The organism is Deinococcus maricopensis DSM 21211 (assembly GCF_000186385.1).
GTDB classification, from domain to species: domain Bacteria; phylum Deinococcota; class Deinococci; order Deinococcales; family Deinococcaceae; genus Deinococcus_B; species Deinococcus_B maricopensis.
On the sequence record NC_014958.1, the window covers coordinates 93508 to 115153 of the forward strand.

Here is a 21646-nt window from a genome sequence, read left to right on the forward strand (position 1 = left end):
CGTCTGACCGACACCCTCAGTCGCTGTGGCCAGGCGCGGGCACGCCCTGCAGCGTGAAGTGGAAGGTGCTGCCCACGCCCGGCTGGGATTCCGCCCAGATGCGCCCGCCGTGGCGCTCCACGATCTTCCGGCAGATCGCCAGGCCCATCCCGGTGCCCTCGTACTGCTCGCGCACGTGCAGCCGCTGGAAGATCTGGAACACCCGCTCCGCGTACTCCTGCCCGAACCCGATGCCGTTGTCCACCACCCGGAAATGCCACGCCGCGCCGTCCGGCTCGGCCCGCACGTGCACCTCGGGCGTGACGCCTTCCCGGCGGAACTTCAGGGCGTTTCCGATCAGGTTCTGGAACAACTGCACCAGTTCCGACGGCGCGCCCATAACGGCCGGGAGGGCCTCCACGGTCACGCGCGCGCCTGTGCGTTCCACCGCGTCATGCAGGCGGTCCAGCGCCTCGCGGACCGGCACGGTAACGTCCAGGGGCTCCAGCGGGTCCTGCACCGCGTTCAGGCGTGAGAACACCAGCAGGTCGTCAATCAGGACCTTCATGCGTTGCGCGCCACGCGTCACGAACGCGAGGTACCGCAGGCCCTGCTCGTCCAGCACCCCTGCGTACTTGCGCTCGATCAGCCCCGCGAAGCTGGCGATGGTGCGCAGTGGCTCCTGCAGGTCGTGACTGGCGACGTACGCGAACTTTTCCAGTTCCGCGTTGCTGCGCTCCAGTTCCAGCGTGCGTTCCCGCAGCGCGGCGGCGCTGAGGGCTGCTTCCAGCGCCAGCCCGAGGCTGTGCGCCACGGTTTCCAGCACGGCGCGGTCCATGGCGGTCCACTGCCGATGCTGGAACAGGCCCACCCCGATCAGGCCGTGCAGGGTGTCGCCGACCATCACGGGGAGCATCGCGGCGGCACTCACGTGCTGCACGACGTCCGGGTCAGTGTCCGCGCCGCGTGCGTACTCGTCTTCGTACAGCGGCTCGCGGGTCGTCCACGGCACGTCCAGCGTGGGCGCGTGCCCGAGGGGGAAGCCGTCATCGACGGCCGCCTGCAACCCCGGGTGCCCGAGCGACCCGACCTGCGAGCGGCTCCGCCAGCGGTCCCCGTCCTGCTGCCAGTACAGCGCGTACCCTTCGGGCAGCAGCGACAGCAGAATCTCCTGCGCGCGCCGCACCAGGCCGTCCACGTCCGCCTCGACCGCGAGGTCCCGCGTGAGGTTCGCGAATGCCTCCAGCGCCTGCGCGCGCGCGCCCAGTTCCGCGTTCTGCACGGCGAGGCGCGTCGTCTGCTCCGCGCGTTCCAGCGCCAGCCCGAGGCTGCGCGCCACCGCCTGGAACACTGCCCGTTCACGCGCGGTCCACGCGCGCACCGACGTGGACGCCATCGTGAACAGCGCCGTCGCCTCCCCGCGCACGAAGTACGGCTGGGACGCCGCCGCCCCGTACGGCGCCGCCGCGGCGACCCCTTCTGCGGCCGGGTCCCAGCCGTCCACGAACAGCGCGTCGCGCGCCTCGACGGCCATCGCGAAGCTCGGCAGGTCCACCGGGAAGCCCGCGCGGGCCAGCGCCTGCATGTCCGGCTGGATGTCGTCGGTCATGACCCGCGCCTTCCAGAGCTCCCCGTCGCGTTCGTAGTAGGCGGCGCTCACGTTCCCGAGCGTCGTGCGCAGCACGTTCGTCGCGTGCCGCGCGAGGTCCTGCACGTCCGTGGAGGACGCGGTCCGTTCGCTGAACGCCACGAACGCGTCGAGGGCCACGCGCTGCTCCTCCAGTTCACGCGTGCGTTCCAGCACGCGGCGCTCCAGGGTCGCGTGACTGAACTGCAGCTGCTGGTACAGACGGGCGTTGTCGAGGGCCACGGCAGTCTGCGCGGCGAGGCCCACGGTGAGCGCTTCAGCGCGCGCCGTGAACACCCCCACGTCCGCATGGCCGAAGAACAACCCGCCCAGCACCTCGCCGCTGCGCGCGGTCACGGGCACCGCAAGGTAACTGCGGACCGGCAGGTGCCCGGGCGGCATGCCGTGATGCGGGGCGGTGTGACCGTAGCGCGCGTCCCGCGTGATGTCCGGCGAGCGCACCACGCCCTCGCCGTGGAAGGTCGGCGCGAACACCTGCGTGTTGCGCGGCATCGGGAATGACGAGAACGCCTCGCGCGGCACGCCCGACAGCGTGTAGAGCGTGTAGCTTTCCTGCTGCTCGTTCACGAGGTTGTAGAAGAACGCACCGAACTGCGCGCCCGTCAGTTCCACGCCGGCGTCCGTCACGGCCTGCACGAGCTTGCTGAGGTCCAGTTCTGCGGACAGGGCCTGCCCGATCCGGTTGAGCGTTTCGAGCGTCTCCGCCTGCTCCTGCAGCCGCACTTCGGCGGTGACGCGCCCAAGCGCCTGCGCGCACTGCTGCACGAGCGTCATCAGGAAACGGCGCTCCTCCTCCGAGAAGGTCCGCACCTCCCGGAAGCTGAGGGTCAGGACGCCCCAGAGCGCCCCGTCGACGACCATCGGCAGGGCCGCGATGCTGCGCGTCGCTTCCGCGCGGGTCGTGAGCGACTCCGGGAACTGCTCGTCGAACGCCCGGCCGCCCACGAACACCGGCTCGTGCGTGCGCGCCGCGTGGCAGGTCGGCAGGTCCAGTGTGATCGGGAACCGCGCGTACTGCGCCTTGAGCGCCTCGCTGAACCCGATTGTGCCGCGCAGCTCCAGGGCCTGCCCGTCCGCGGTCGGCCCCGTGAGCGACGCCATGTACGCGCCGGCCGCGGCGACCGCGTGGTTCAGGAGCACGTCCATCACCTGTTCCGGCGTGCTGGCGTCCGCGAGCGCCACCGAGACGCGCTGCAGCGCGGCGGTCTGCTGCCCGGTGGTGACGTCGCGGATCTGCACGGCCAGCGCCTCGCCGTGCGGCACGACGTGGACGCGCACCCACCCGCCGATGGCCGGGTTGAACGCGTCGTACGTGACGGGCCGCCGCTCGCGGCGCACCTCGGCGCGCGCCGCAAGCCAGCGCGCGCTGAACGCCGCCGAGAACTCACCTTCCAGGGAGCGGCCCAGCAGCTGCTCCGGCTGGAGGCGCACCATAGCCGCTGCCGCCGCGTTCGCGTACAGGAAGTTCCCCGCGCCGTCCAGCACGAACGTGGCGTCGCTGCTGGCGTCCATGAGGGACAGGAGCGCGGGCGGCAGTGGCGCGTCAGAGGGCATGGCCATCGTGATCCCGGGGAGAAACTTGCACTGCTGCCCATTGTAGGGCAGGGGCCGCGCCCCACTTCGTTCAGTGCGCCAGCACGGCGGGGCTGTCAGGGTACGTGGGTGGCACGGGCGTGCCCGCTTTCAGCGCCTGCACGAACGCCTCGAACTGTGGACGCATCTGGTCGCGCACCGCCCGCCAGCGTTCCAGGCTGCCGCCACTGGGGTCCACGAACGGGTAGTGCAGCCGCGTCGTCTGCGCCGGGTAGGTCGGGCAGGAGTCGGCGGCGCTGTCACACACCGTGATGACGTAATCGAACGCCCAGGGGTCCGGCACGTCGTGCAGCGTCTTGCTGGTGTGCGCGTCCAGGCTGAGGCCGAGCTCCGCCATGACCGTCCGCGCGCCGTCCTTGACGAACGTTGCTTCCGTCCCGGCGCTGTGGACGTCCAGGTCGAGGCCCGCCGTGGCGGCGGCGTGGCGGGTGAGCGCCTCGGCCATCTGGCTGCGGGCACTGTTGTGGGTGCACAGGATCAACACGCGCATCATCCCCGCGAGCCTAACACACCGACTCGGTTTGATGCGTCACGTCGCCCTCCCGCGCGAGCAGCTCGGTGAGGACGTCGCCGCCCAGGCGGTACAGGGGACCGCGTGCCAGGCGGTAGTACACGTTCTTTCCGCGCGGCTCACTCACGACCAGCCCCGCCTCGCGCAGCACGCCCAGGTGGTACGACACCCGGCTCTGCGGCAGCCCCAGGGCGGCTTCCAGGTCGCACACGCAGTGCTCGCCGCGCGCCAGGAGGCGCAGGGTGTCATAGCGGGTGTCGTGGGCGAGGGCCTTGAGGCGCATGAGGGCGCCCGCTGCGTCTGTTGCCGTCATGCATCAACTCTATCTGCTGGGAATGGAAGCCGTGCGGGCGCGGGCCGTGCATCGTTCTCGCAGCATGCGCCCGCACCGGGTGAGGTCAGCGTGGGTACAGCGCGCCGGAACGCCACGCCGTCCACGTCCGCGCGGCCACGACGAGCCAGGTGCCCGCGAGTGCGACCACGAGGGCGCACGCCACGACGAGCAGCGCCTGCACGTGCGTCTGCTGCGCGAGCGTGAACGTGGCGGCGGTGAACACCCCGAGTGGGAACGTGAATCCCCACCAGCCGAGGTTGAAGGGGAGCCCCTGGCGGACGAGCCGCGCCGTCTTGAGGGCCGCGAGCAGCCCCCACCAGAGTCCGTACCCCCACAGCAGCGCGCCGCCGAGGACGCCCACGCCGAACGCGACGCTCCCGACCCCTGCGAGGGGCGTGCCGACGAACGCGCTCGTGGACGCTGTGCCGAGCAGCATCAGCCCGAGCGCGCCCGTGCCGAGCGGGCCGAGCGGCAGCCACACGGACGCGCCCAGTTCGCGCGCAGGCAGGCCCTCCTGAACCAAGCGCAGGAACCACAGGGCGAGCACGCCCAGCACGAGCGGCACCGACAGGGCCCACAGGACGTAGCTGCCCTCGATGACGCCGCGGGCCAGGTCCGGCGCGAGGTGCGGCGCGAGCAGGCCACCGCTCGCGGCCGCGACCTCGCAGGGCACCAGCGGGAGCAACCACGTGGCGCTCAGCGTGCTGAAGTGGTGCTGCTGGCGGGTGATCATCAGGTACGGGACGAGCAGGCCGCACGCCACGCTGAGCGCGGCGTCCACGTGCCACGCGCTGAGGGCGAACGGGATGACCTCCGGGCCGAGGCGCGGTAGGCCGAAGGTGAGCAGGCCGTTCAGGAGGGTGGCGAGGCTCATGGGGATCGCGCCGAGGAACAGGGCGTGCACGGGGTCACGCAGCAGATCGCGGGTGGCGTGCGGGAGCAGCACCACGCGCAGTGCGAACAGCAGCGAGAAGGCGAGGAACAGCGTGACGTCCAGCCACCACAACGCCTCGCCGACCCAGGTCAGGCCTGGGCTGGGCAGTGGAACGCGGGCGAGCATCAGGGCGACGATGCCGGTGCCCATCGTGATGGTGAAGTGGTTGGGTGTGAACGGACGCAAGACGCGTTCGGCGCGCGTCTCGGCAGGGAGCGAGCGTTGCATGGTCTCCTTGGGGCGGCGCGGAATGCCACGCGCCGGACGCGTCCCAAGGTAAAGGGCGGGGCGGTATCAATCAAATGCGTGATTTTCAGGTCAATTATTCAGAAGTCTTATAATGTATTGGTGCCTGTGCAGCCTGAGCATCTGCTGACCCTGCTGCGCGTCGCCGACACCGGCAGCCTCAGCGCCGCCGCGACCGAACTGAACCTCAGCCAGCCGGCGGTGACGCAGCAACTCAAGCTGCTGGAACGCGCCGTGGGCGAACCGCTGTTCACGAGGCACCGCGCGGGCGTGACGCTCACCCGCACCGGCGACGGCCTCCTGCCGTTCGCGCGGGCACTCCGCCGCGCGCTTGACGACGCGCGCCAGTACGCCCTCGACCTGCGCGACCTGCAGGCCGGGGACGTGCGCGTGGCCGCGAGCACGACCCTCGCGGCGTTCGTGCTGCCCCCCGCGCTCGCCACCTTCCACGCCCGGCACCCCGGCGTGGCGCTGCACGTCACGAGCGGCAACTCCCGCGAGGTCACGCAGCGCCTGCTGGACGGCGCGTGCGACCTCGCCCTGATCGAGGGCGCACGCCCGGCGCTGCCGCCCGGCTTCGGCCACGCGGTGCTGCGCCAGGACACCCTGCGGCTCGTCGCGGCCCCCACGCACCCGCTGGCCGGGCGGACCCTGCAGCCCGGCGACCTGGACGATCTGCCCGTCGTGTGGCGCGAACCCGGGTCGGGCACGCGCGAGGTGGCGCGCGCCGCGCTCGCCCGCGCGAACGTCCGCGTGCACGACGTCCTGCACCTCGCCGGCGCGGAGGCGGTGAAGGAGGCCGTGCTGAGCGGCCTGGGCGCGGCGTTCCTGTCCGACCTGAGTGTCCGGCGTGACCTGGAACGCGGGCACCTCGTGGCGCTGGACGTGCCCCTGCCCGGATTGTCGCGCCCGCTGCAGGCGCTGTGGCCCGGGACGCGCTCGAAAGCGGCAGACGCCCTACTCACGCTGCTCCGCTCACCCAGCACCCCCTGAGCGGTGCGGACGCCGATTCCGGAGCGGCCACACGTGAAGGTTTGCCCTCTTGACGCGCCGGGCACGCACGGCACGATGAGGAGGACGTCCGGGCGCCCCCGACCACCCTCACCCTGGCGCCCCGTCCACCGCCACAAGGAGGGCCATGACCACACCTCACCCCCGCCCGCAACTCACCCGCGCGCACTGGATGGACCTCTGCGGCACCTGGGCGTTCGCGTACGACGACGACGACGTCGGCCTCGACGAAGGCTGGTTCCAGCCCGACGCCGCGCGCGCGTTCCCCCGCACCATCCAGGTGCCGTTCCCGCCCGAGTCGCCGGCCAGCGGCGTCCATGACCGCAGCTTCCACCCGGTCGTCTGGTACGCCCGCACCCTCGACCTCACGCGCCCCACAGACGGCGAACGCGTCCTGCTGCAGTTCGGCGCGGTCGACTACCGCGCGAGCGTCTGGGTGAACGGTCAGCTGGTCGCGCAGCACCAGGGGGGACACACGCCATTCACGGCGGACATCACCGCCGCGCTGAACAGCGACGGCGTCAGCACCGTCGTCGTCCGCGCCGAGGACGACCCGCAGGACCTCGCGCAACCACGCGGGAAGCAAGACTGGCAGCCCGAACCGCACGCCATCTGGTACCACCGCACCACCGGCATCTGGCAGCCGGTGTGGCTGGAACGCGTCCCGCACACGCACCTGCAGGCGCTGCGGTGGACGCCGGACCTCGACCGCACCGAACTGCGCCTGCACGCCCGCCTGAACCGCACGCCCCGCCCGGGCGTGCGGCTGCGGGTGCGCCTCAGCCTGCGCGGCGCGACCCTCGCGGACGTGACCCTCGACGCGCTCGGCCGTGACGTCCGCGTCACGTTGCCGCTGCACTTCACGTCCATGTACCCGGAACGTCACGACCTGCTGTGGTCCCCCACCCACCCGAACCTCATCGACGCGCACCTCACCCTCCTCGATGGCGACGCCCCCCTCGACGAGGTCGGCAGTTACGCCGGCATGCGCAGCGCCGAGGTCCGCGCCGGGCAGTTCCTGCTGAACGGCGCGCCGCTGTTCCTGCGCATGGTCCTCGCGCAGAACTACTGGCCGGACACGCACCTCGCCGCGCCCAGCCCGGACGCGCTGCGGCAGGAAGCGCAGCTCGTGAAGGACCTCGGCTTCAACGGCGTACGCATCCACCAGAAGGTCGAGGACCCCCGGTTCCTGTACTGGTGCGATCAGCTCGGCCTGCTGGTATGGGGCGAAATGGCGAACGCGTACGCCTTCACCGAGGACGCCCAGACGCGCCTCACGGCCGAATGGACCGAAGCGGTCACACGCGACTACAACCACCCGAGCCTGATCGCGTGGGTGCCGCTCAACGAGTCGTGGGGCCTCCCGAACCTGGAACGCGACCCGGCGCAGCGCGCGTACGTGCGCGCCCTGTACCACCTCACGCGCGCGCTCGACCCGACCCGGCCCGTCATCGCGAACGACGGCTGGCAGTTCATCACCGGCGACGTCCTCGGCATTCACGATTACGCCCTGAGCGGGCACGCCCTGCGCGAACGGTACGGCACGCACGAGGCGCTGCAGCGCTCCCTGTCGTCCGTGCAGCCCTACTTCCGGCGCCTGCTGCTCGACGGGCACATCCGGGACGGCGAGGCGGTCATGCTCACCGAGTTCGGCGGCATCAGCCTCCAGCCAGCCGAGGGCGAGCAGTGGTGGGGGTACGGGACAGTGCAGGACAGCGCGGCCCTCCTCGGGAAGTACGAGGAGCTGTTGAGCGCCATCCTCGCGTCGGACGTGCTGATGGGCTTCTGCTACACGCAACTGACCGACACGGAACAGGAGAGCAACGGCCTCGTGACCGCCGCGCGCATCCCCAAAGTCGAACCGTCCGCGTTGCGCGCCATCAACACGCGCCCCGCCCGTTCGGTGCCCGGCGAGGAACTGCTGGTGATTCACCACGCCGCGCACGACGCGCTCGTGGAGCGCACCAGCCGCACCACCCTCGAGTAACCCACCGCAGGCGGGCACCCCAGGGCGGGGGCCTCGCCTGCACGCACCACAAAGGGGGCGGCGCACGGCGCCGCCCCCTGGACGCAGGGTTCCTCAGGCGTTCAGGGCCTGAACGTTGATCTGCTGCGCCGCCTGCGTCAGCAGCTCATCGGTCTGCTTCTCTTCCTGCAGCGTCTGTTCGAGGAGCTGCACGGCTTCCTGGTCGCCGAGCAGTTGGGCGTACGTGCGGGCCGTGCCGTACCCGGCGATCTCGTAGTGTTCGATGGCCTGCTGGCACGCGATGATGCCCGCTTCGAGGACTTCCGGGCTGGCGTTTTCCTGCAGCAGCTTCTGCGCTTCCTGCACGAGGCCGCGCATGCCTTCGCACTGTTCCTGGCCGGGCTGCTCGCCGAGCTTCTGGAAGATCTGCTCCAGACGCTGAATCTGCCCCTGCGTCTGCTGAATGTGCGTGACGATGGACTCCTTGAGGTCTGGGGTCTGCACGACCTCGGAGGTCTGCTGCATCACCCGGAGCGCCTGCTGCTCCGCACTGTAGATGTCCTGGAGTTTGTGGATGTACAGGTCCTGCAGATCTTGCATTTGCATGTCATCACCTCTGCCACTCAGGGTGCTCGCCGTTCAAGTGGGGGGTCTGGCAGGGCTGGAAAAAAGGTGAAGGTTTCCCTTTCACAGCGCCTTCACTGAAGTCTGACCACACCCTGACGAGCCCGGCGGGTGGCCGCGCCTGCTTGAGCGTGTCGGTGTCCAGCGAAGTGCTGCGGGGGTGCGTCAGGCTTTGGCGAGCATGCGCAGGCCGAGCGGGAGCCCCTCGACCGTGAGGCAGGGGACGCCCGTGAGGATCGGGGTGGGGGCGACCTGCAGCACGTGGCTGCGGCGGTCCTCGTCGAGGGCGCGCACCGCGAACGAGGTGGCGAGCAGGACGGCGTCCGGCGAGGGCAGGCTGCGGGCGACGTCGCGGCAGGCGGCCCAGGCGGGGTCGGGGAGTTCCACGCCCGCGTACTGCACGTGAACGTCGAGCGTGGCGGGGTTCACGCGGGCGTCAGCGACGCGTTTCTCCTCGCTGATGAGGACGAGGCGGACGCCGCCGCGATGCGCGTCGCACGCGGCGAGGGCCTGCGCGTAGGTGTGCGAGGGGCTGTCCGAGCCGCGCAGGTCCAGCACCACGATGGGTTGCGGGACCTCCAGTTCCGGGCGTCTGGTGCCCCAGGTGAACGTGATCATGCGCGTTCCCCGCTGACGTTTGTGTGCGCGTTCGTCATGCCCTGAGTCTCGTGCGTGTGCGGCGGGCGCGCCATGAAGTTTCTGGCGCGTCGGGGCTTGGGGCGCCGGCCCTGCTTTAATGGAGGGATGACGGCTTCTCGATCCCCGGACCCTTTGCATGGCGTGACTCTGGAGCGGTTGTTGACGCAATTGGTGGAGGTGTATGGCTGGGCGGAACTTGGGCGGCGGGTGCGCATCCGGTGTTTCCAGCAGGACCCGAGTGTGGCGTCGAGCCTGAAGTTTCTGAGGCGGACGCCGTGGGCGCGGGCGAAGGTGGAGGGCCTGTACCTGGAGTGGCTGCGTGAGGGCGGCGTGGACAGCACCCTCTAAAACACACCGGTTGACTTTTTAAATCAGAGTGTTTAACTTGGGGTCATACGACGACGGCGCACCCGCGCCACGTCCAAGGAGACCCCATGACCAACATCCTGTACGTCCGCGGCACGCCCAAAAGCACCGAACAGTCCTACTCCCTGCGCCTCGCCGAACACTTCTTGAGCACCTACACCGCCGAGCATCCCAACGCCACCGTCACCGAACTCGACCTGTACGAGGACCACATCCCCCTCATTGACGAGGACGTCATGAACGGCTGGGGCAAACTCGCGCAGCAGGCGGAACTCAACCACCACGAACAGCGCAAAGTCGAACGCCTCGGCGAACTCGTCGACCAGTTCCTCGCCAGCGACGTCGTGGTCATCGCCGCGCCCATGTGGAACTTCGGCTACCCCCCCATGGTCAAGGCGTACATGGACGCCATCGCCGTTGCCGGCAAGACCTTCAAATACACCGAGCAGGGCCCCGTCGGCCTCGCCGGCGACAAGAAGGTCGTCATCATCGAGGCGCGCGGTAACACGTACACCGGCGCTTCCCCGTTCGCCAGCGCCGAGCACTCCGCCAGCCACCTCAAGGCGTTCCTGGGCCTGCTCGGCATCACGGACGTGGACGTGCTGCTCGCCGAAGGGCTCGCCATCGACCCCAGCAAAGCCGAGGACATCTTCCAGACGGCCGCGCAGCACGCCGCCACGGTCGCGCGCGCCTTTTAAACCCCACACGCTGAAGGCCGGACCCCCAGGGTCCGGCCTTCAGCGTTGCGGCCCGGGTGTTACCCGAGGTCGGGTTCCTGCCCCTGCGCGCTGACGTCTTCGTCGTCGCTGCGGGCCTCGTCCTGGTAAATCCAGTGGACCACGCCGTCCAGCAGGAAGAACAGGATGGGCCGGTTGTTGTCGCCCATGGCGCTGTACACCGCATTGATGTCACTGCTGTCGTCCGCGAGGTTCAGCATCAGCTCGTAGGCGTTGCTGTGCGCCTCGTCCAGCACCAGGTGCACGGCGGGCAGGTTGGGTTTCCCGACGACCGTGATGTAGGGGATCTGGCGTTTGCCGAGCTTCTTGCGGAGTTTCGTCTCGGAGTTCATCATGCGCCCACTGTACGCACTGCCATGCCGGGGTCCACGAGAAAACGCCAGGAAGCCTTCATGTTCGGTCGGTGCTGGTCATCCGCGCCGCCGCGTGGGCGGCCAGGACGCGTTCGATGCTGAGGGCGACACCGTCCTGGTCGTTGCTGAGGGTGACGTCGTCGGCAGCGTGCAGGGCGTCCGCGTGGGCGTTGGCGACGGCCACGCCGACGCCCGCCCAAGCGAGCAGGGGCGCGTCGGCGGGCATGTCCCCGAACGCGAGGACCTGCGCCCGGTCCAGGCCGTGGCGGGCGCAGGTGCGCTGCACGGCGGCGAGCTTGGTGGCTGCCGCGTCGGTCACCTCCGCGAAGTGCCGTGAGGAGGCGCTGACGTGCAGGGGCGGAGTAGGTGCCTGCACGTGGAGGTCCTGGAGGGCGCAGGCGAGGGTGGGCCCGTCGTGGTGGGGGTGGCGGGCGAGGAGTTTGAGCGGGGCCGGGCTGAGGTGGGGGAGGAGGTCGTCGGGCGCGCGCGCGCGCGGTGGTGCGTGCGGGGCACGCAGGGCGTGGTAGGCGCGCTCGGCGAGGTGGTGGGTGCCCCAGTCGGCGGCGAGGGCGAGGCCGGGGAGGGCCTGCCGGGCGGCGTGTACGAACGGGGCGAGCGGGGTCGGCAGGGGCGTGCGGTCGAGGACGTGGCCGTCGGCGTGGAGGGTGAGGGCGCCGCCGCTGCAGCTGAGTTCGTGCGCGCCGAGGAGGGGCGTGAGGGTGCGGGCGTGCCGGGCGGGGCGGGCGGTGACGGGGAGGATGAGCCAGCCGGCGTGCCGGGCGGCGTGGAGGGCGGCGCGGGCGCGGGGGCTGAGGGTGCCGTCGGTGTGCAGGAGGGTGCCGTCGAGGTCGAGGGCCAGGAGGCGCTGCATGCCCTGACTGTAGAGCGCGGAGGGATGAGTGCAGGCTGAATTGTCATTTGAGTCAGGATGTGTTATGCTATTTACATAAGTCGGTAGATGACTTCAGGAGGTAAATATGTTGTACCGTCACGGAGACGTCCTCATCGAACGCATCAGCGCCCTGCCCACCGCCACCCCCCGCCCCGGCCACACCCTCGCCCACGGCGAAGTCACCGGCCACAGCCACCGCTTCCGCGACCCCCACAGCGTCCAGCTCTACCAGCATGGCGCCACCACCTACCTGCGCGTCCTCAACGACACCGCCGACCTCATCCACGAAGAACACCGCACCATCACCCTCCCCCGCGGCGACTACCGCTTCTGGATGCAGCGCGAATACAGCCCCGAAGCCATCCGCCGGGTCATCGACTGATGAGCGCCCTTGCCCTCGGCGCCAAAGTCCTCAGCGCCACCGAAGCCCGCGAACGCCTCCTGAGCGGCGACACCACCAGCCCCCTGTACTTCCGCGGGCACCTCGACCTCAGCGGCACGCCCCTCACCCGCCTGCCCGACGACCTCAGCGGCGACACCCTCGACCTCAGCGACACCGGCCTCCCCACCCTGCCCGAACGCCTGAACGTCGGCGAACTCCTCGCCCGCAACCTCCCCATCACGCACGTGCCCGCCAGCACCCGCGTCCTGTTCCGCCTCACCCTCGACGGCTGCCCACGCCTGCAGCACCTCCCCGAAGGCCTCAAGGTCGGCTCACTCAGCCTGCAGGACTGCCCTTCCCTGGAACACCTCCCCGAAGGCCTCGACGTGTGCTTCCTGAACATCAGCCGCTGCGACGCCCTCCGCACCTGGCCCGAACGGGCCCAGGTACGTCACGGGCACCTCATCGCCCGCGACTGCCTGAACCTCCGCGCCCTGCCCGCATGGCTCACGCACGTCGCGCAACTCGACCTCAGCGGCTGCCGCGGCATCACTGCCCTCCCCGAGGGCCTGCGCATCAACGGGTGGCTCGACGTCGCCGACAGCGGCCTCACGGGCCTCCCCGAAGGGCAGGACGTCCCCCTGCGCTGGCGCGGCGTCCGCATCGACGCGCACGTCGCCTTCCACCCGGAACGCATCACCGCCGCCGAAGTCCTCGCGCAGCCGAACGCCGAAGTGCGCCGCGTCATGATGGAACGCATGGGCGCCGAGCGCTTCCTGCAGGAAGCCGGCGCTGAAGAACTCGACCGCGACCATGACGCCGGCGGCGAACGCCGCCTCCTGCGCGTCAACCTCCCCAACGACGAACCGTTCGTGGCCGTCAGCGTCGCCTGCCCGTCCACCGGACGCGCGTACGTGCTGCGCGTCCCCCCCACCATCCGCACCGCGCACGCCGCGTCCGCATGGCTCGCCGGGTTCGACGACCCGGCCCTCTACCAGCCCGCCCTCGAAGCGTAACGCCCAGAGCGGGGAGGTGGGGGCCACCCTCAGGGGCGGCCCCCACCTCCCCGCAGCAGCAGTTGCGCGCGCGCCAGGTACGCTTCCGGCGCTGCCCACTCCGGCCCCTCCGGAATGCGCGCCAGCAACCCGTCCCCGTACACCCCCGCCGCGTTCAGGTGCGGCACGTGCACGTACCCGATGTGGCACTCGCAACTGGCGCGGCTGCACGGACGGGGCTTCAGCAGCGCCTCCACCGGCCCGTCGTACAGGTTCCCGAGCGGCCGCGACACGAAGTGGCAGCGGCGGACCGTCCCGTCCCCCTCCACGCTGATGGCGCTCTCCCCGGCGGTGCACGCCGCGCCGCGCGTCGGGTAACGGCGCGTGTTCACTTCGAACAGCGGATCAATGCCGCTCAGCCACGCGACCTCCTCGGGCGTGTACCCGCCGCCCGTCTTGAACGCGTTTACCCACAGGTACACGTGCGCCGGGAGCGCCGCGCGCAGCGCCTCAATCGCCGGGAAGTGACTGCGTTTCCCCACCACGCCCACGCTGTAGCGCACGCCCAGCGCGTCCAGCTCCGCGCAGCGCGCCAGGAACCGCGCCTCGTCCACCTCGCCGGGGTGGTACGTGGCCCACAGACCCACCTTCGCGCGGTCCGCGTCGCGCGCCCAGTCCAGGCGCCCACTCAGGTTCGTCTGGATTGCCACCTGCCGCACGTGCGGCAGGTGGCTCAGGTGCACCAGCGCCCGCTGGTACCGGGCCCGCACCAGCGCCTCGCCCCACGGCGTAAACAGCACCGACACGTCGAACGCCTGCGCGTCTACCCACGCCAGGAACCGCGTCAGCGCCCGCTCGTCGTGCGCGTGCTCCTCGGCGCTTTCCGTCCGTTTCGCGAACGGGCAGTACGGGCACGCGTAATTGCAGCTGCTCAGCGGCCCGCGGTACAGCACATTCAGGTGCCGCACGCTCCCGCTCACCGCCACGCGAACTCCGCGCTCAGCGCCTGCACCGCCGGGGAGTACAGCCACGGTCCGATCGCGTCGGACTGCTCCAGCCCGGCATCGTTCAGCTTCAGCGTCTCGCCGTCCCAGGTCGCCAGCCCCAGCGCGAGGAGTTCCCCGAGTTCCGGGTGGTCCTCCAGCGGCGACGACCCGAACGCCAGGCGGTACAGGCCCGCCGATACGCCTGCGTGGTGCAGCAGCGACTGCAGCAGGAAGCGCCGCCGCTGCTCGTCCGCGCTCAGGCGCAGGCCGTTCGTCGCGAACGCGAACGCCTCCGCCGGGCGCGCCACAAAGTCCTTGAGGATGTCGCGCACGCCCACCGCACCCACCGCGTACTCACTCGCGTAATGCAGGCCGCGCGTGTACGACCGCGCGCCGCACCCCAGGCCCACCATGCCGTCCAGCTGGCACGTGTACTCCGGTTCGCTCTCCAGCGGCAGCTCGGCCCGCTGGAAGCGCCGCATGGACGTCTGCACGTACCCGTTCGCGCGCAGGAACGCCCGGCCCAGCCGGTACAGCTCCAGCCGCTCGTCATCCCACGTGCGCCCCAACCGCCCGATGCCCGTGAGGGGCCGCACGTACAGCGGGTACAGGAACAGCTCCTCCGGCGCCCACCGCAGCGCGTCCTCCAGCGAGTGCTGCCACGTCTCCGGCGTCTGGTGCGCAAGGCCGTAAATCAGGTCGATGTTCAGGTGCCCCAGGCCCGCCGCGCGGATGTTCGACAGGGCCGCGTGCACCTCCGCGTTGCGCTGCGAGCGGCCCACACTGCGCACCTCCGACTCCACGAAACTCTGCACGCCGATGCTCACGCGACTCACGCCGCGCGCCGCCAGCACCGCCAGTCGCTCCGGCGTGGCCGTGGCCGGGGACGTCTCGACGCTCGTCGGCTGGGCGTCCGGGCGCGCGCCGAACACACCGTCCAGCAGGTCGAACACGCGCTCCAGCTCCGCCGCCTCCAGGTACGTGGGTGTTCCCCCGCCGAGCGCGATGCGCGAGAAGGACACCTCGCCCAGCTGCGCGCGCACGGCGTGCGCCTGCCGCTCCAGTGCGTCCAGGTACGCGGCTTCCAGCGCCGCCGGCGCGCCCACCGTCGTGAACAGGTTGCAGAATCCGCAGCGCATCTCGCAGAACGGCACGTGCACGTACAGGTACAGGTTCCGCCGGGCCTCGTCCGCCCACGCGTCCCGCAGCGACACGGGCGGGTCGAGCGGCCGGTACGCCGTCTTGTGCGGGTACCCGTACGTGTACGCCTGGTACGGCCCGCCGCGCAGGTGCGCTGCGAGCGCCGTCACGCCCGCCCCCGCAGCAGCAGCTCCGCGTACGGCACCGTCCACACGTTCGGGTGCGCGATGCGGTGCCCCCAGTACCCGTCCTCCCCGAAGCACGTACCGTGGTCCGCACACACGATCAGCAACGTGTCGCCGCGCGCCCGCAGGGCGTCCAGCAGGGTGGGGAGGGCCGCGTCGACGGTGCGCAGCGCCGCGCGCTGCGTGTCCGGCGAGTCCCGGCGCGCCCCCGGAACGTAGAAGTGGGTTGGTGTGTGCGTGGCCGCGACATTCATAAGCAGAAACACCCTCTCCGGGATAGCACGAAGTCGCTCCGCCGCGACGCGCATCTGCACGCGCGCCCCATCCGGGTTCTGCACGCCCGACGCGGCTGTCCAGTGCGCCTCGTGAAACAGCGCGGGGAGCGCCGACCCGAGCGCCGTGCGCCCGTTGAAGAACCCCACGCCGCCCACGCACACCGTCCGGTACCCACGCGCCGCGAACGCCGCCGGCAGCGTCCCCTCATCGAACGTGAACGTCCGCGCGGCCGTGCTGGTGCTTCCCTCGAACCGCGCCGCGAACAGCCGCGCGTGCCGTCCCGGCCGTGCGGGCGTCGGCAGGAAGCCGCTCAGGAACGCGTGATGCGCCGCGTACGTGAAGCTGCCCGGCGTGTGCCGCGCCTCCCACGCGCCGCCCGGCAGCAGCGCCGCGAGGTGCGGCGTCTCTCCGAGGCGCAGGGCCGCGTCCGCCACGTCGTACCGCAAACTGTCCAGCGTGATCAGGACGACGTCCACGTCCGGAATCAGGTCACGCGCGCTCAGCATGCCTGCCCTCCGACAGGAGCGCCCGCAACTCTGCGCCGTACGTGTCCAGGCCGCCGTGCAGCACGCCCCGGTGGTAATCGCCGAACGCGTTCACTTCCAGCACCGCCGCACCCCGGAACCCCGGCGTGAGCAGCACGTCCACACCGCCGTACAGCGCGCCCGGGAACGCCGCGAGCGCGCCCTCCGCCACGCCCTGCACGTGTGCCCACCCGGCCTCGCCGAGCGCGCCCCGCAGGGCGTCCACGTCCCCGCGCTCATTCCCGAGGTGCAGGTTCGTGATCGGCCCGCGCGCGCTCCGCACCACCGTGTGCCCCGCCGTCCCGCCGATCACGACGACGCGCAGGTCAATCGTGCGCCCCTGAAAACTCACCTTCGGCAGCCACCGCTCCACGTGCACGCGGTGCCGCGCGAGGGCGTCCACGAGCGTGCGCACCTCCGCCCACGACGAGTACTGCCGCAGGCGCCGCGAGTTGAACAGCCGCCCACCCTCCATGTGCACCGTCGTGACCGCCGACACGCGCGAGCCGCGCCACTGCAACGCCACCGCCCCGGACGCGCTCGACCCGTACGCGAGCTTCACGAACACCCGCGACCACCCCCGCGCGACCGCCGCCTCGAACAGCGCCTCCGCGCCGTCCACCTCCGGCAATGCGGGCGGGACCGGCACGCCCGCCCCCGCGAGCCGGGCGTGGGTGGCGGCCTTGTCGAACATCGTGAGCACATGCTCCACGTCCTGCATGCGCCGGTGCGGCGCGCATCTGTCCAGCTGCCCCAACAGCTCGCGCAGCGCCCCCGCGAAGCCCGCGTACCACGCGCGCATCGGCGCGAGTTCCCCGCCCGCCAGGTCCCCGGCCTGCGCGCCGCCCCGCTCGATCAACGCACGTTCCGTGTCCGCATGCTCGCCGGGCGAGTCGAACCGCACGACCGTCCCCGGCCGCACGAGGTCCGTGAGGTGCACTTCGCCGCGCAGCAGCTCCAGGTACGACACGACCCGCGCGGGCGGCCACCCCAGCGCCGCCAGCGACGCCTGAAACGCGCGCGCGCGCCGCCCGGTGGGCGGCGCGATCAGCAACACGTCCGGGGCGGTCATTCGCCCAGCGCCACGAACCGCCACTCGTCATCCGGGTCCTGCGCGTCCCCGAGGTCCACCTCGATGCCGAGCGCCTCCAGCCGCGCCATCATCTCCGGCGTGCAGAAGTGATGCTGCAGGTCCAGCCGCTGCAGCCGCCGCACGCGCTCACTGGTGACGAGCGCCGCCGCCCCCTCATCACTGAGCGTGCCGAGCGACAGGTCCAGCGTGTGCAGCCCGTCCAGCACCGGCGCGTCCGCGAGGACCTGCGCGATCTGGTCCTGATGATCGCTGTCCTTCAGGCCCAGGTACCGTAATTTCGGGAAGCGCGCGCCGTCCAGAATTGGCGTGAGGTCCTCCACGGTGGCTGTCGAGCCGTAATTCTCCGTACCGAGGTACACCTCCAGGTGCTCCAGGTTCGGCAGGTCCGCCGTCATGACTTCACGCACCACATCGCTGCTCAGACCGCCCGCCTGAATGACGAGGTGCCGGAGCGCGTCCGAACGCAGCGGCCCGAGCGTCAGGCCGTTCCCGCCGCGCACGCCCAGGTGCGTCAGGCGCGGGTACGCGGCCAGCAGGGGAGACAGGTCCGTGTTCTGAATCCACGACACCTCGTTCTCCTCGTACGTGACGTCCCCGAAGAACAACACGTGCAACTCCGGCAGGCGCTCACGCGCCCCGGCCAGCGCCTCCACGACGTCGACCGGCTCCGCCTCACTGTCGTCCACGCCCCACCAGCCGACCACCAGGCCGCGCGTGCGCTCCACCCCCGGCAACTCCAAGAACGCCCGGAACTGCTCCACCCAGCTCTGCTCATCGTCCCACTCCACGAACAGACGCGCGATCTGCATCGCCGGGTCAGGCAGCGCCTCGCCGGGCCTCCAGGCGGTCACGTCGAACCCACCGAACTGCGTCAGGTGCTCACCAATGGCCATTCATTCCCCCAGGGCGACGTAGCGCCAGTCGTCATCATCCTGCTGCTCGTCCACGTCCAGCTCGACGCCGTGCGCGTCCGCCCACGCCTGAAGCTCCTCCACCATCGCGTCCGACAGCCAGTTGAAGTTCAGGTCCAGTTTGCGCAGGTGCCCGAGCGTGCCGCTCTGCAGCAGCGCCCGCCCGCCCTCGTCCGTGAGGACCCCCATCGAGAGGTCCAGCACCTCCAGGCGCGCCACGACCGGCGCCGTCACCAGCACCTGCGCGAGCTGATCCTGATGGTCGCTGTTCTTCAGGCCCAGGTACCGCAATTTCGGGAAGCGCGTCCCATCCAGAATCGGCGTGACATCCTCGATGGTGCTCGTCGCTCCGTACTCCTCCGTGCCGAGGTACACCTCCAGGTGCTCCAGGTTCGGCAGGTCCGCCTGCATCACGTCCCGCACCAGTTCGGACGTGACGCCGCCCGACTCGATCACCAGCGTCCGCACCTCAGGCAGCGCGAGGTCGGACAGGCGCAGGTTATTCCCCCCCCGCACCCCCACGTGCACCAACTGCGGGAACGCGCGCAGCACGCCGCCCAGGTCGGTGTTCTCAATCCATGAGACCTCACTCTCCTCGGAGGCGATGTCATTGATGAACAGTACGCGGAGGTCCCGCAGTTGCGGCGCGGCGGCCAGCAGCGGCGTCACCATCTGCTCGACCGGGTTGCTTTCAATGAGGATGTCCGTCGACCAGTACCCCACCACCAGCCCCGCCATGCGCTCCACGCCCGGCTGCTGCAGGTACGCGCCCAGCAGGTCCGCCCAGGACAGCTCCCCGTTGTAATCCGTGCTCAGGCGGTGAATCTGCCGCGCTGGATCACCCAGCGGATCGCCAGGCACCCACTGCACCACTTCAAACCCGCCGAACGCGTCCATGTTGCCGTAAGTTTGATGCACGCCCCCACTGTAGAGCCTGCGCGCAGCCCCAGCAGACGATTCCCGTCAGCGGAGGCCCACGCAGCCCGGACCCCCGCACCTTCCCGCACGCTCCGCAGCCCCTCAGCAGGCCACCCGATACCGGCGCCGACACAGCGCAGTCCTGAACAGGCCTGCAGGCCTCGCCGCGCCGTCATGCGTGCGGGCGAAACGCTGTCCTGAACGTGTCGGAGCATGTCAGGGTCGTGTAAGACCCCCGCGCGTAGGGTGGACCCAGGGAAAGGTGACCGGGCGTGATGGATCAGCTGTTCGTGAATTTCTGCGTCATGGTGACCTTCGCGTTCTTTCGGTCCTTCACGTTCATCACGGCGCAGCACACGGACGCGGCGGCCCTGCAGGCCTGGCGAGCGGCCATCACGGTCGCCAATGCGCTGCTCCTGTGCCACTACGGCCTTGTCGTTCAGGGCGTCTCCGTGGACCTCGGCAACGCGCCCATCGCGGCGTTCGCGTTCAGCAACGGACCCCTCGCCGCCCTGGCGGCCGCCGCGCCCCTGCTGGCGTACCGCGCGGTGCAGGCGCCCACGGACGCCCTGGACGCAGTGATGAGCACCCTGCTGAGCATCGTCGCGGTCATGGTGATCCGCACACTCCGGCGTCACCACGGCCCGCCGACGCCCCTCGAAGGGGTCCGGAACGCGCTGGGGCTGTTCGCCGTCGCGACGCTGCCGGCCTTCCTTCCGGCTGTCAGCGGGCAGCGCAGTCCCGCTGACCTGTGGGCGCCGTACCTGACGGAAGTCATCGGGAGTGCCCTGGCGCTCAACATCATCACCGCGGTGATGCGGGCACACTTTCAGGTGGTTCACAAAACCGAACGGTACCGAACGCTGATGCAGCTCGACCCGCTGACGCAGCTGTTCAACCGGCGGAAATTCGACGAGGACATCCAGCAGGCGCCCTCGCCCGCCTACCTCCTGTTACTGGACCTCGACCATTTCAAACGCGTCAATGACACGCACGGGCATGATGCCGGCGACGAGGTCCTGCGGGTCACGGCGCAGGTCCTGCGCGAAGCGGTCCGGGAGTCCGACCGGGTGTACCGCCTCGGCGGCGAGGAGCTCGCCGTGCTGCTCGCGCCCTGCGCGGCAGAAGCCGCAAGAGGCATTGCCGAGCGTATCCGGCGCAACGTCGAGCAGGACGTCGCCGCGCGGACGGGCCTGCCTGAACCGGTCACGCTCTCCGGCGGCCTGATGGCCGTGCACGGTGATCAGCGGACGCTGCTGCGCGCTGTTGACGCGCTGCTGTACACCGCGAAAGCCGCCGGGCGGAACCGAATCGCCACGGCACCGTCCACCCCGGCACCTGTGGTCGTGCCCGGCGATGTCGGGGAGCGCCGCCCGGCAGCGGAAGAGCCCGTGATGAGTCCCGCGCGCGGAGGCGCCGCGGGGGGGTGAGGCGCACGCTCGTACGCCACCGATCAACGCCGGTCCCTCCCGGGGCGCCACGGCACTGAACCGCTCAGGCGGGCGGTTCGGTGCGCTGGGCGGTGACGAGGGTGACCGTTGACGTGTACGTGTACTGCAGGCCCTGCGGCGTCCAGGTCAGGTAGGGACTCAGGGCACTCAGGAACGCTTCGCGCTGCTCGGCGGGCACGCGGGCGAAGGCCAGCAGGTCCGCCGGGTCCGCGAACGCCTGCGCGCGTTCCTCCTGCACCTGCACCACCTCGACGTTCGGCGTGCACGCCCGCAGCACCCCGGCAATCAGGTCCGTGCGCGCGAAGGGCAGCCGGGACGGGCCGCGCCGCCACGCCACGTGCGGCGCGGCAGTGCCGTTGTCCTCCAGAATGAGCAGGCGCTGGCGCGTGCGGCGCCACAGCGCCTGCACGTCCGCGCGGAGATCCAGGGAGCGGTACAGCGCCCAGGCGCACAGGACCACGTCGTGCGGGGGGACGGTGGCGTCCTGAAAGTGCCCCAGGTGACACGTCACGTTCGGCGGGCAGTTCCGCCCGAGCACCTCCAGCATCGCCGATGAGTAATCGAGCGCGGTCACGTGCCGCACGGCGTCCGCGAGGGGCCGCGTGAAGCGACCCGTGCCGGCGCCGGCGTCCAGCAGGGTCCAGTCCGGACGCAGGTACGCCCGCAGGGCCCGCAGCGTCCGTGGCAGTGGCGCCCGCGCAGCCTCGTACCGCTCGGCCACCCGCGCCCAGTACGACAGGTCGCGCGGGCTGTCCCAGCGGGCGCTCGGGTCGTTCAGCACCGCTTCCCGCCACGCCTGCAGCCCCCGCTCCAGTTCTTCCGGCGCCATCCGTCCACTGTAGCGGATGGCGCGCAGAGGCCGGCCCGGGCGGGGCGAACTGGACGCAAGGGCGCGGGACGCAGCGACGCCGGGTTCAGCGCCGACCGGTCACGCCCGCGGTTGAGCTGGCCG

22 protein-coding genes are annotated in these 21646 nt (G+C 70.8%); 7 read left to right on the plus strand and 15 right to left on the minus strand.

Features of this window, described 5'->3' with window-relative positions; all coding sequences use genetic code 11:
• Positions 1-16: 16 nt before the first annotated feature.
• From DEIMA_RS00435 to DEIMA_RS00450, 4 genes are all read right to left on the minus strand, one after another.
• Positions 17-3181, minus strand: coding sequence for a GAF domain-containing sensor histidine kinase (locus DEIMA_RS00435; protein ID WP_245528336.1), 3165 nt, complete (start codon positions 3179-3181; stop codon positions 17-19).
• A gap of 70 nt (positions 3182-3251) precedes the next feature.
• A complete protein-coding gene (locus DEIMA_RS00440) occupies positions 3252-3713 on the minus strand; it encodes an arsenate reductase ArsC (protein WP_013555254.1) in 462 nt (153 codons plus the stop codon).
• 10 nt (positions 3714-3723) lie between these two features.
• Positions 3724-4044: an ArsR/SmtB family transcription factor gene (locus tag DEIMA_RS00445; protein WP_013555255.1), complete on the minus strand. Its 321-nt coding sequence runs from the start codon at positions 4042-4044 to the stop codon at positions 3724-3726.
• Positions 4045-4129: 85 nt separating this feature from the next.
• The gene (locus tag DEIMA_RS00450) at positions 4130-5227 is read right to left on the minus strand and encodes a TDT family transporter (protein ID WP_013555256.1); all 1098 of its coding nucleotides are present in this window, start codon (positions 5225-5227) and stop codon (positions 4130-4132) included.
• A gap of 120 nt (positions 5228-5347) precedes the next feature.
• On the opposite strand from DEIMA_RS00450, the gene DEIMA_RS00455 reads away from it, so the two are divergent.
• Positions 5348-6238 carry a LysR substrate-binding domain-containing protein gene (locus DEIMA_RS00455; protein WP_169311912.1) on the plus strand — a complete coding sequence of 297 codons (891 nt, stop codon included), beginning with the start codon at positions 5348-5350 and terminating at the stop codon, positions 6236-6238.
• A gap of 145 nt (positions 6239-6383) precedes the next feature.
• The gene (locus tag DEIMA_RS00460; protein WP_013555258.1) at positions 6384-8243 is read left to right on the plus strand and encodes a glycoside hydrolase family 2 protein; all 1860 of its coding nucleotides are present in this window, start codon (positions 6384-6386) and stop codon (positions 8241-8243) included.
• A gap of 93 nt (positions 8244-8336) precedes the next feature.
• Here the strand turns inward: DEIMA_RS00460 and DEIMA_RS00465 are convergent, their stop codons facing one another.
• Entirely contained in the window at positions 8337-8828 is a 492-nt protein-coding gene (locus tag DEIMA_RS00465) for a YciE/YciF ferroxidase family protein (RefSeq protein ID WP_013555259.1), read from the minus strand.
• Between the two features lie 183 nt (positions 8829-9011).
• Positions 9012-9464, minus strand: coding sequence for a hypothetical protein (locus tag DEIMA_RS00470; protein ID WP_013555260.1), 453 nt, complete (start codon positions 9462-9464; stop codon positions 9012-9014).
• Between the two features lie 126 nt (positions 9465-9590).
• Here DEIMA_RS00470 and DEIMA_RS00475 point away from each other — a divergent pair, with 126 nt between their 5' ends.
• The gene (locus DEIMA_RS00475) at positions 9591-9833 is read left to right on the plus strand and encodes a VF530 family protein (protein ID WP_013555261.1); all 243 of its coding nucleotides are present in this window, start codon (positions 9591-9593) and stop codon (positions 9831-9833) included.
• An 86-nt stretch (positions 9834-9919) separates the two neighbouring features.
• Positions 9920-10549, plus strand: coding sequence for an FMN-dependent NADH-azoreductase (locus tag DEIMA_RS00480; RefSeq protein WP_013555262.1), 630 nt, complete (start codon positions 9920-9922; stop codon positions 10547-10549).
• 59 nt (positions 10550-10608) lie between these two features.
• On the opposite strand, the gene DEIMA_RS00485 is transcribed toward DEIMA_RS00480, so the two are convergent.
• Together DEIMA_RS00485 and DEIMA_RS00490 are read right to left on the minus strand one after the other, a co-directional pair.
• Positions 10609-10923 carry a hypothetical protein gene (locus DEIMA_RS00485; RefSeq protein ID WP_013555263.1) on the minus strand — a complete coding sequence of 105 codons (315 nt, stop codon included), beginning with the start codon at positions 10921-10923 and terminating at the stop codon, positions 10609-10611.
• A gap of 55 nt (positions 10924-10978) precedes the next feature.
• Complete coding sequence (locus DEIMA_RS00490) at positions 10979-11812, minus strand: HAD family hydrolase (RefSeq protein ID WP_013555264.1); 834 nt, start codon at positions 11810-11812, stop codon at positions 10979-10981.
• Positions 11813-11918: 106 nt separating this feature from the next.
• Here DEIMA_RS00490 and DEIMA_RS00495 point away from each other — a divergent pair, with 106 nt between their 5' ends.
• Together DEIMA_RS00495 and DEIMA_RS16565 are read left to right on the plus strand one after the other, a co-directional pair.
• A complete protein-coding gene (locus tag DEIMA_RS00495) occupies positions 11919-12215 on the plus strand; it encodes a hypothetical protein (RefSeq protein ID WP_013555265.1) in 297 nt (98 codons plus the stop codon).
• Complete coding sequence (locus DEIMA_RS16565; protein ID WP_013555266.1) at positions 12215-13231, plus strand: DUF6745 domain-containing protein; 1017 nt, start codon at positions 12215-12217, stop codon at positions 13229-13231. The genes DEIMA_RS00495 and DEIMA_RS16565 overlap by 1 nt, the downstream gene beginning before the upstream one ends.
• A 29-nt stretch (positions 13232-13260) precedes the next feature.
• Here DEIMA_RS16565 and DEIMA_RS00505 read toward each other — a convergent pair whose 3' ends face one another.
• The 6 genes from DEIMA_RS00505 to DEIMA_RS00530 are packed head-to-tail and all read right to left on the minus strand — an operon-like array spanning position 13261 to position 19243.
• Positions 13261-14178: an STM4011 family radical SAM protein gene (locus DEIMA_RS00505; RefSeq protein ID WP_043816901.1), complete on the minus strand. Its 918-nt coding sequence runs from the start codon at positions 14176-14178 to the stop codon at positions 13261-13263.
• Positions 14179-14186: 8 nt separating this feature from the next.
• The gene (locus DEIMA_RS00510; RefSeq protein ID WP_013555268.1) at positions 14187-15506 is read right to left on the minus strand and encodes an STM4012 family radical SAM protein; all 1320 of its coding nucleotides are present in this window, start codon (positions 15504-15506) and stop codon (positions 14187-14189) included.
• On the minus strand, positions 15503-16303 hold the full coding sequence (locus DEIMA_RS00515) for an STM4013/SEN3800 family hydrolase (RefSeq protein WP_013555269.1): 801 nt from the start codon (positions 16301-16303) through the stop codon (positions 15503-15505). The genes DEIMA_RS00510 and DEIMA_RS00515 overlap by 4 nt, the downstream gene beginning before the upstream one ends.
• Positions 16287-17393: an STM4014 family protein gene (locus DEIMA_RS00520; RefSeq protein WP_013555270.1), complete on the minus strand. Its 1107-nt coding sequence runs from the start codon at positions 17391-17393 to the stop codon at positions 16287-16289. The genes DEIMA_RS00515 and DEIMA_RS00520 overlap by 17 nt, the downstream gene beginning before the upstream one ends.
• Positions 17390-18307 (minus strand): STM4015 family protein, encoded by a 918-nt coding sequence (locus DEIMA_RS00525; protein ID WP_013555271.1) that lies wholly within the window; start codon positions 18305-18307, stop codon positions 17390-17392. The genes DEIMA_RS00520 and DEIMA_RS00525 overlap by 4 nt, the downstream gene beginning before the upstream one ends.
• Positions 18308-19243, minus strand: coding sequence for an STM4015 family protein (locus DEIMA_RS00530; RefSeq protein ID WP_245528338.1), 936 nt, complete (start codon positions 19241-19243; stop codon positions 18308-18310). It lies immediately after the preceding gene.
• Between the two features lie 275 nt (positions 19244-19518).
• Here DEIMA_RS00530 and DEIMA_RS16570 point away from each other — a divergent pair, with 275 nt between their 5' ends.
• Positions 19519-20673 carry a GGDEF domain-containing protein gene (locus tag DEIMA_RS16570; RefSeq protein WP_013555273.1) on the plus strand — a complete coding sequence of 385 codons (1155 nt, stop codon included), beginning with the start codon at positions 19519-19521 and terminating at the stop codon, positions 20671-20673.
• 64 nt (positions 20674-20737) lie between these two features.
• On the opposite strand, the gene DEIMA_RS00540 is transcribed toward DEIMA_RS16570, so the two are convergent.
• On the minus strand, positions 20738-21523 hold the full coding sequence (locus DEIMA_RS00540; protein WP_013555274.1) for a class I SAM-dependent methyltransferase: 786 nt from the start codon (positions 21521-21523) through the stop codon (positions 20738-20740).
• Between the last annotated feature and the right edge of the window lie 123 nt (positions 21524-21646).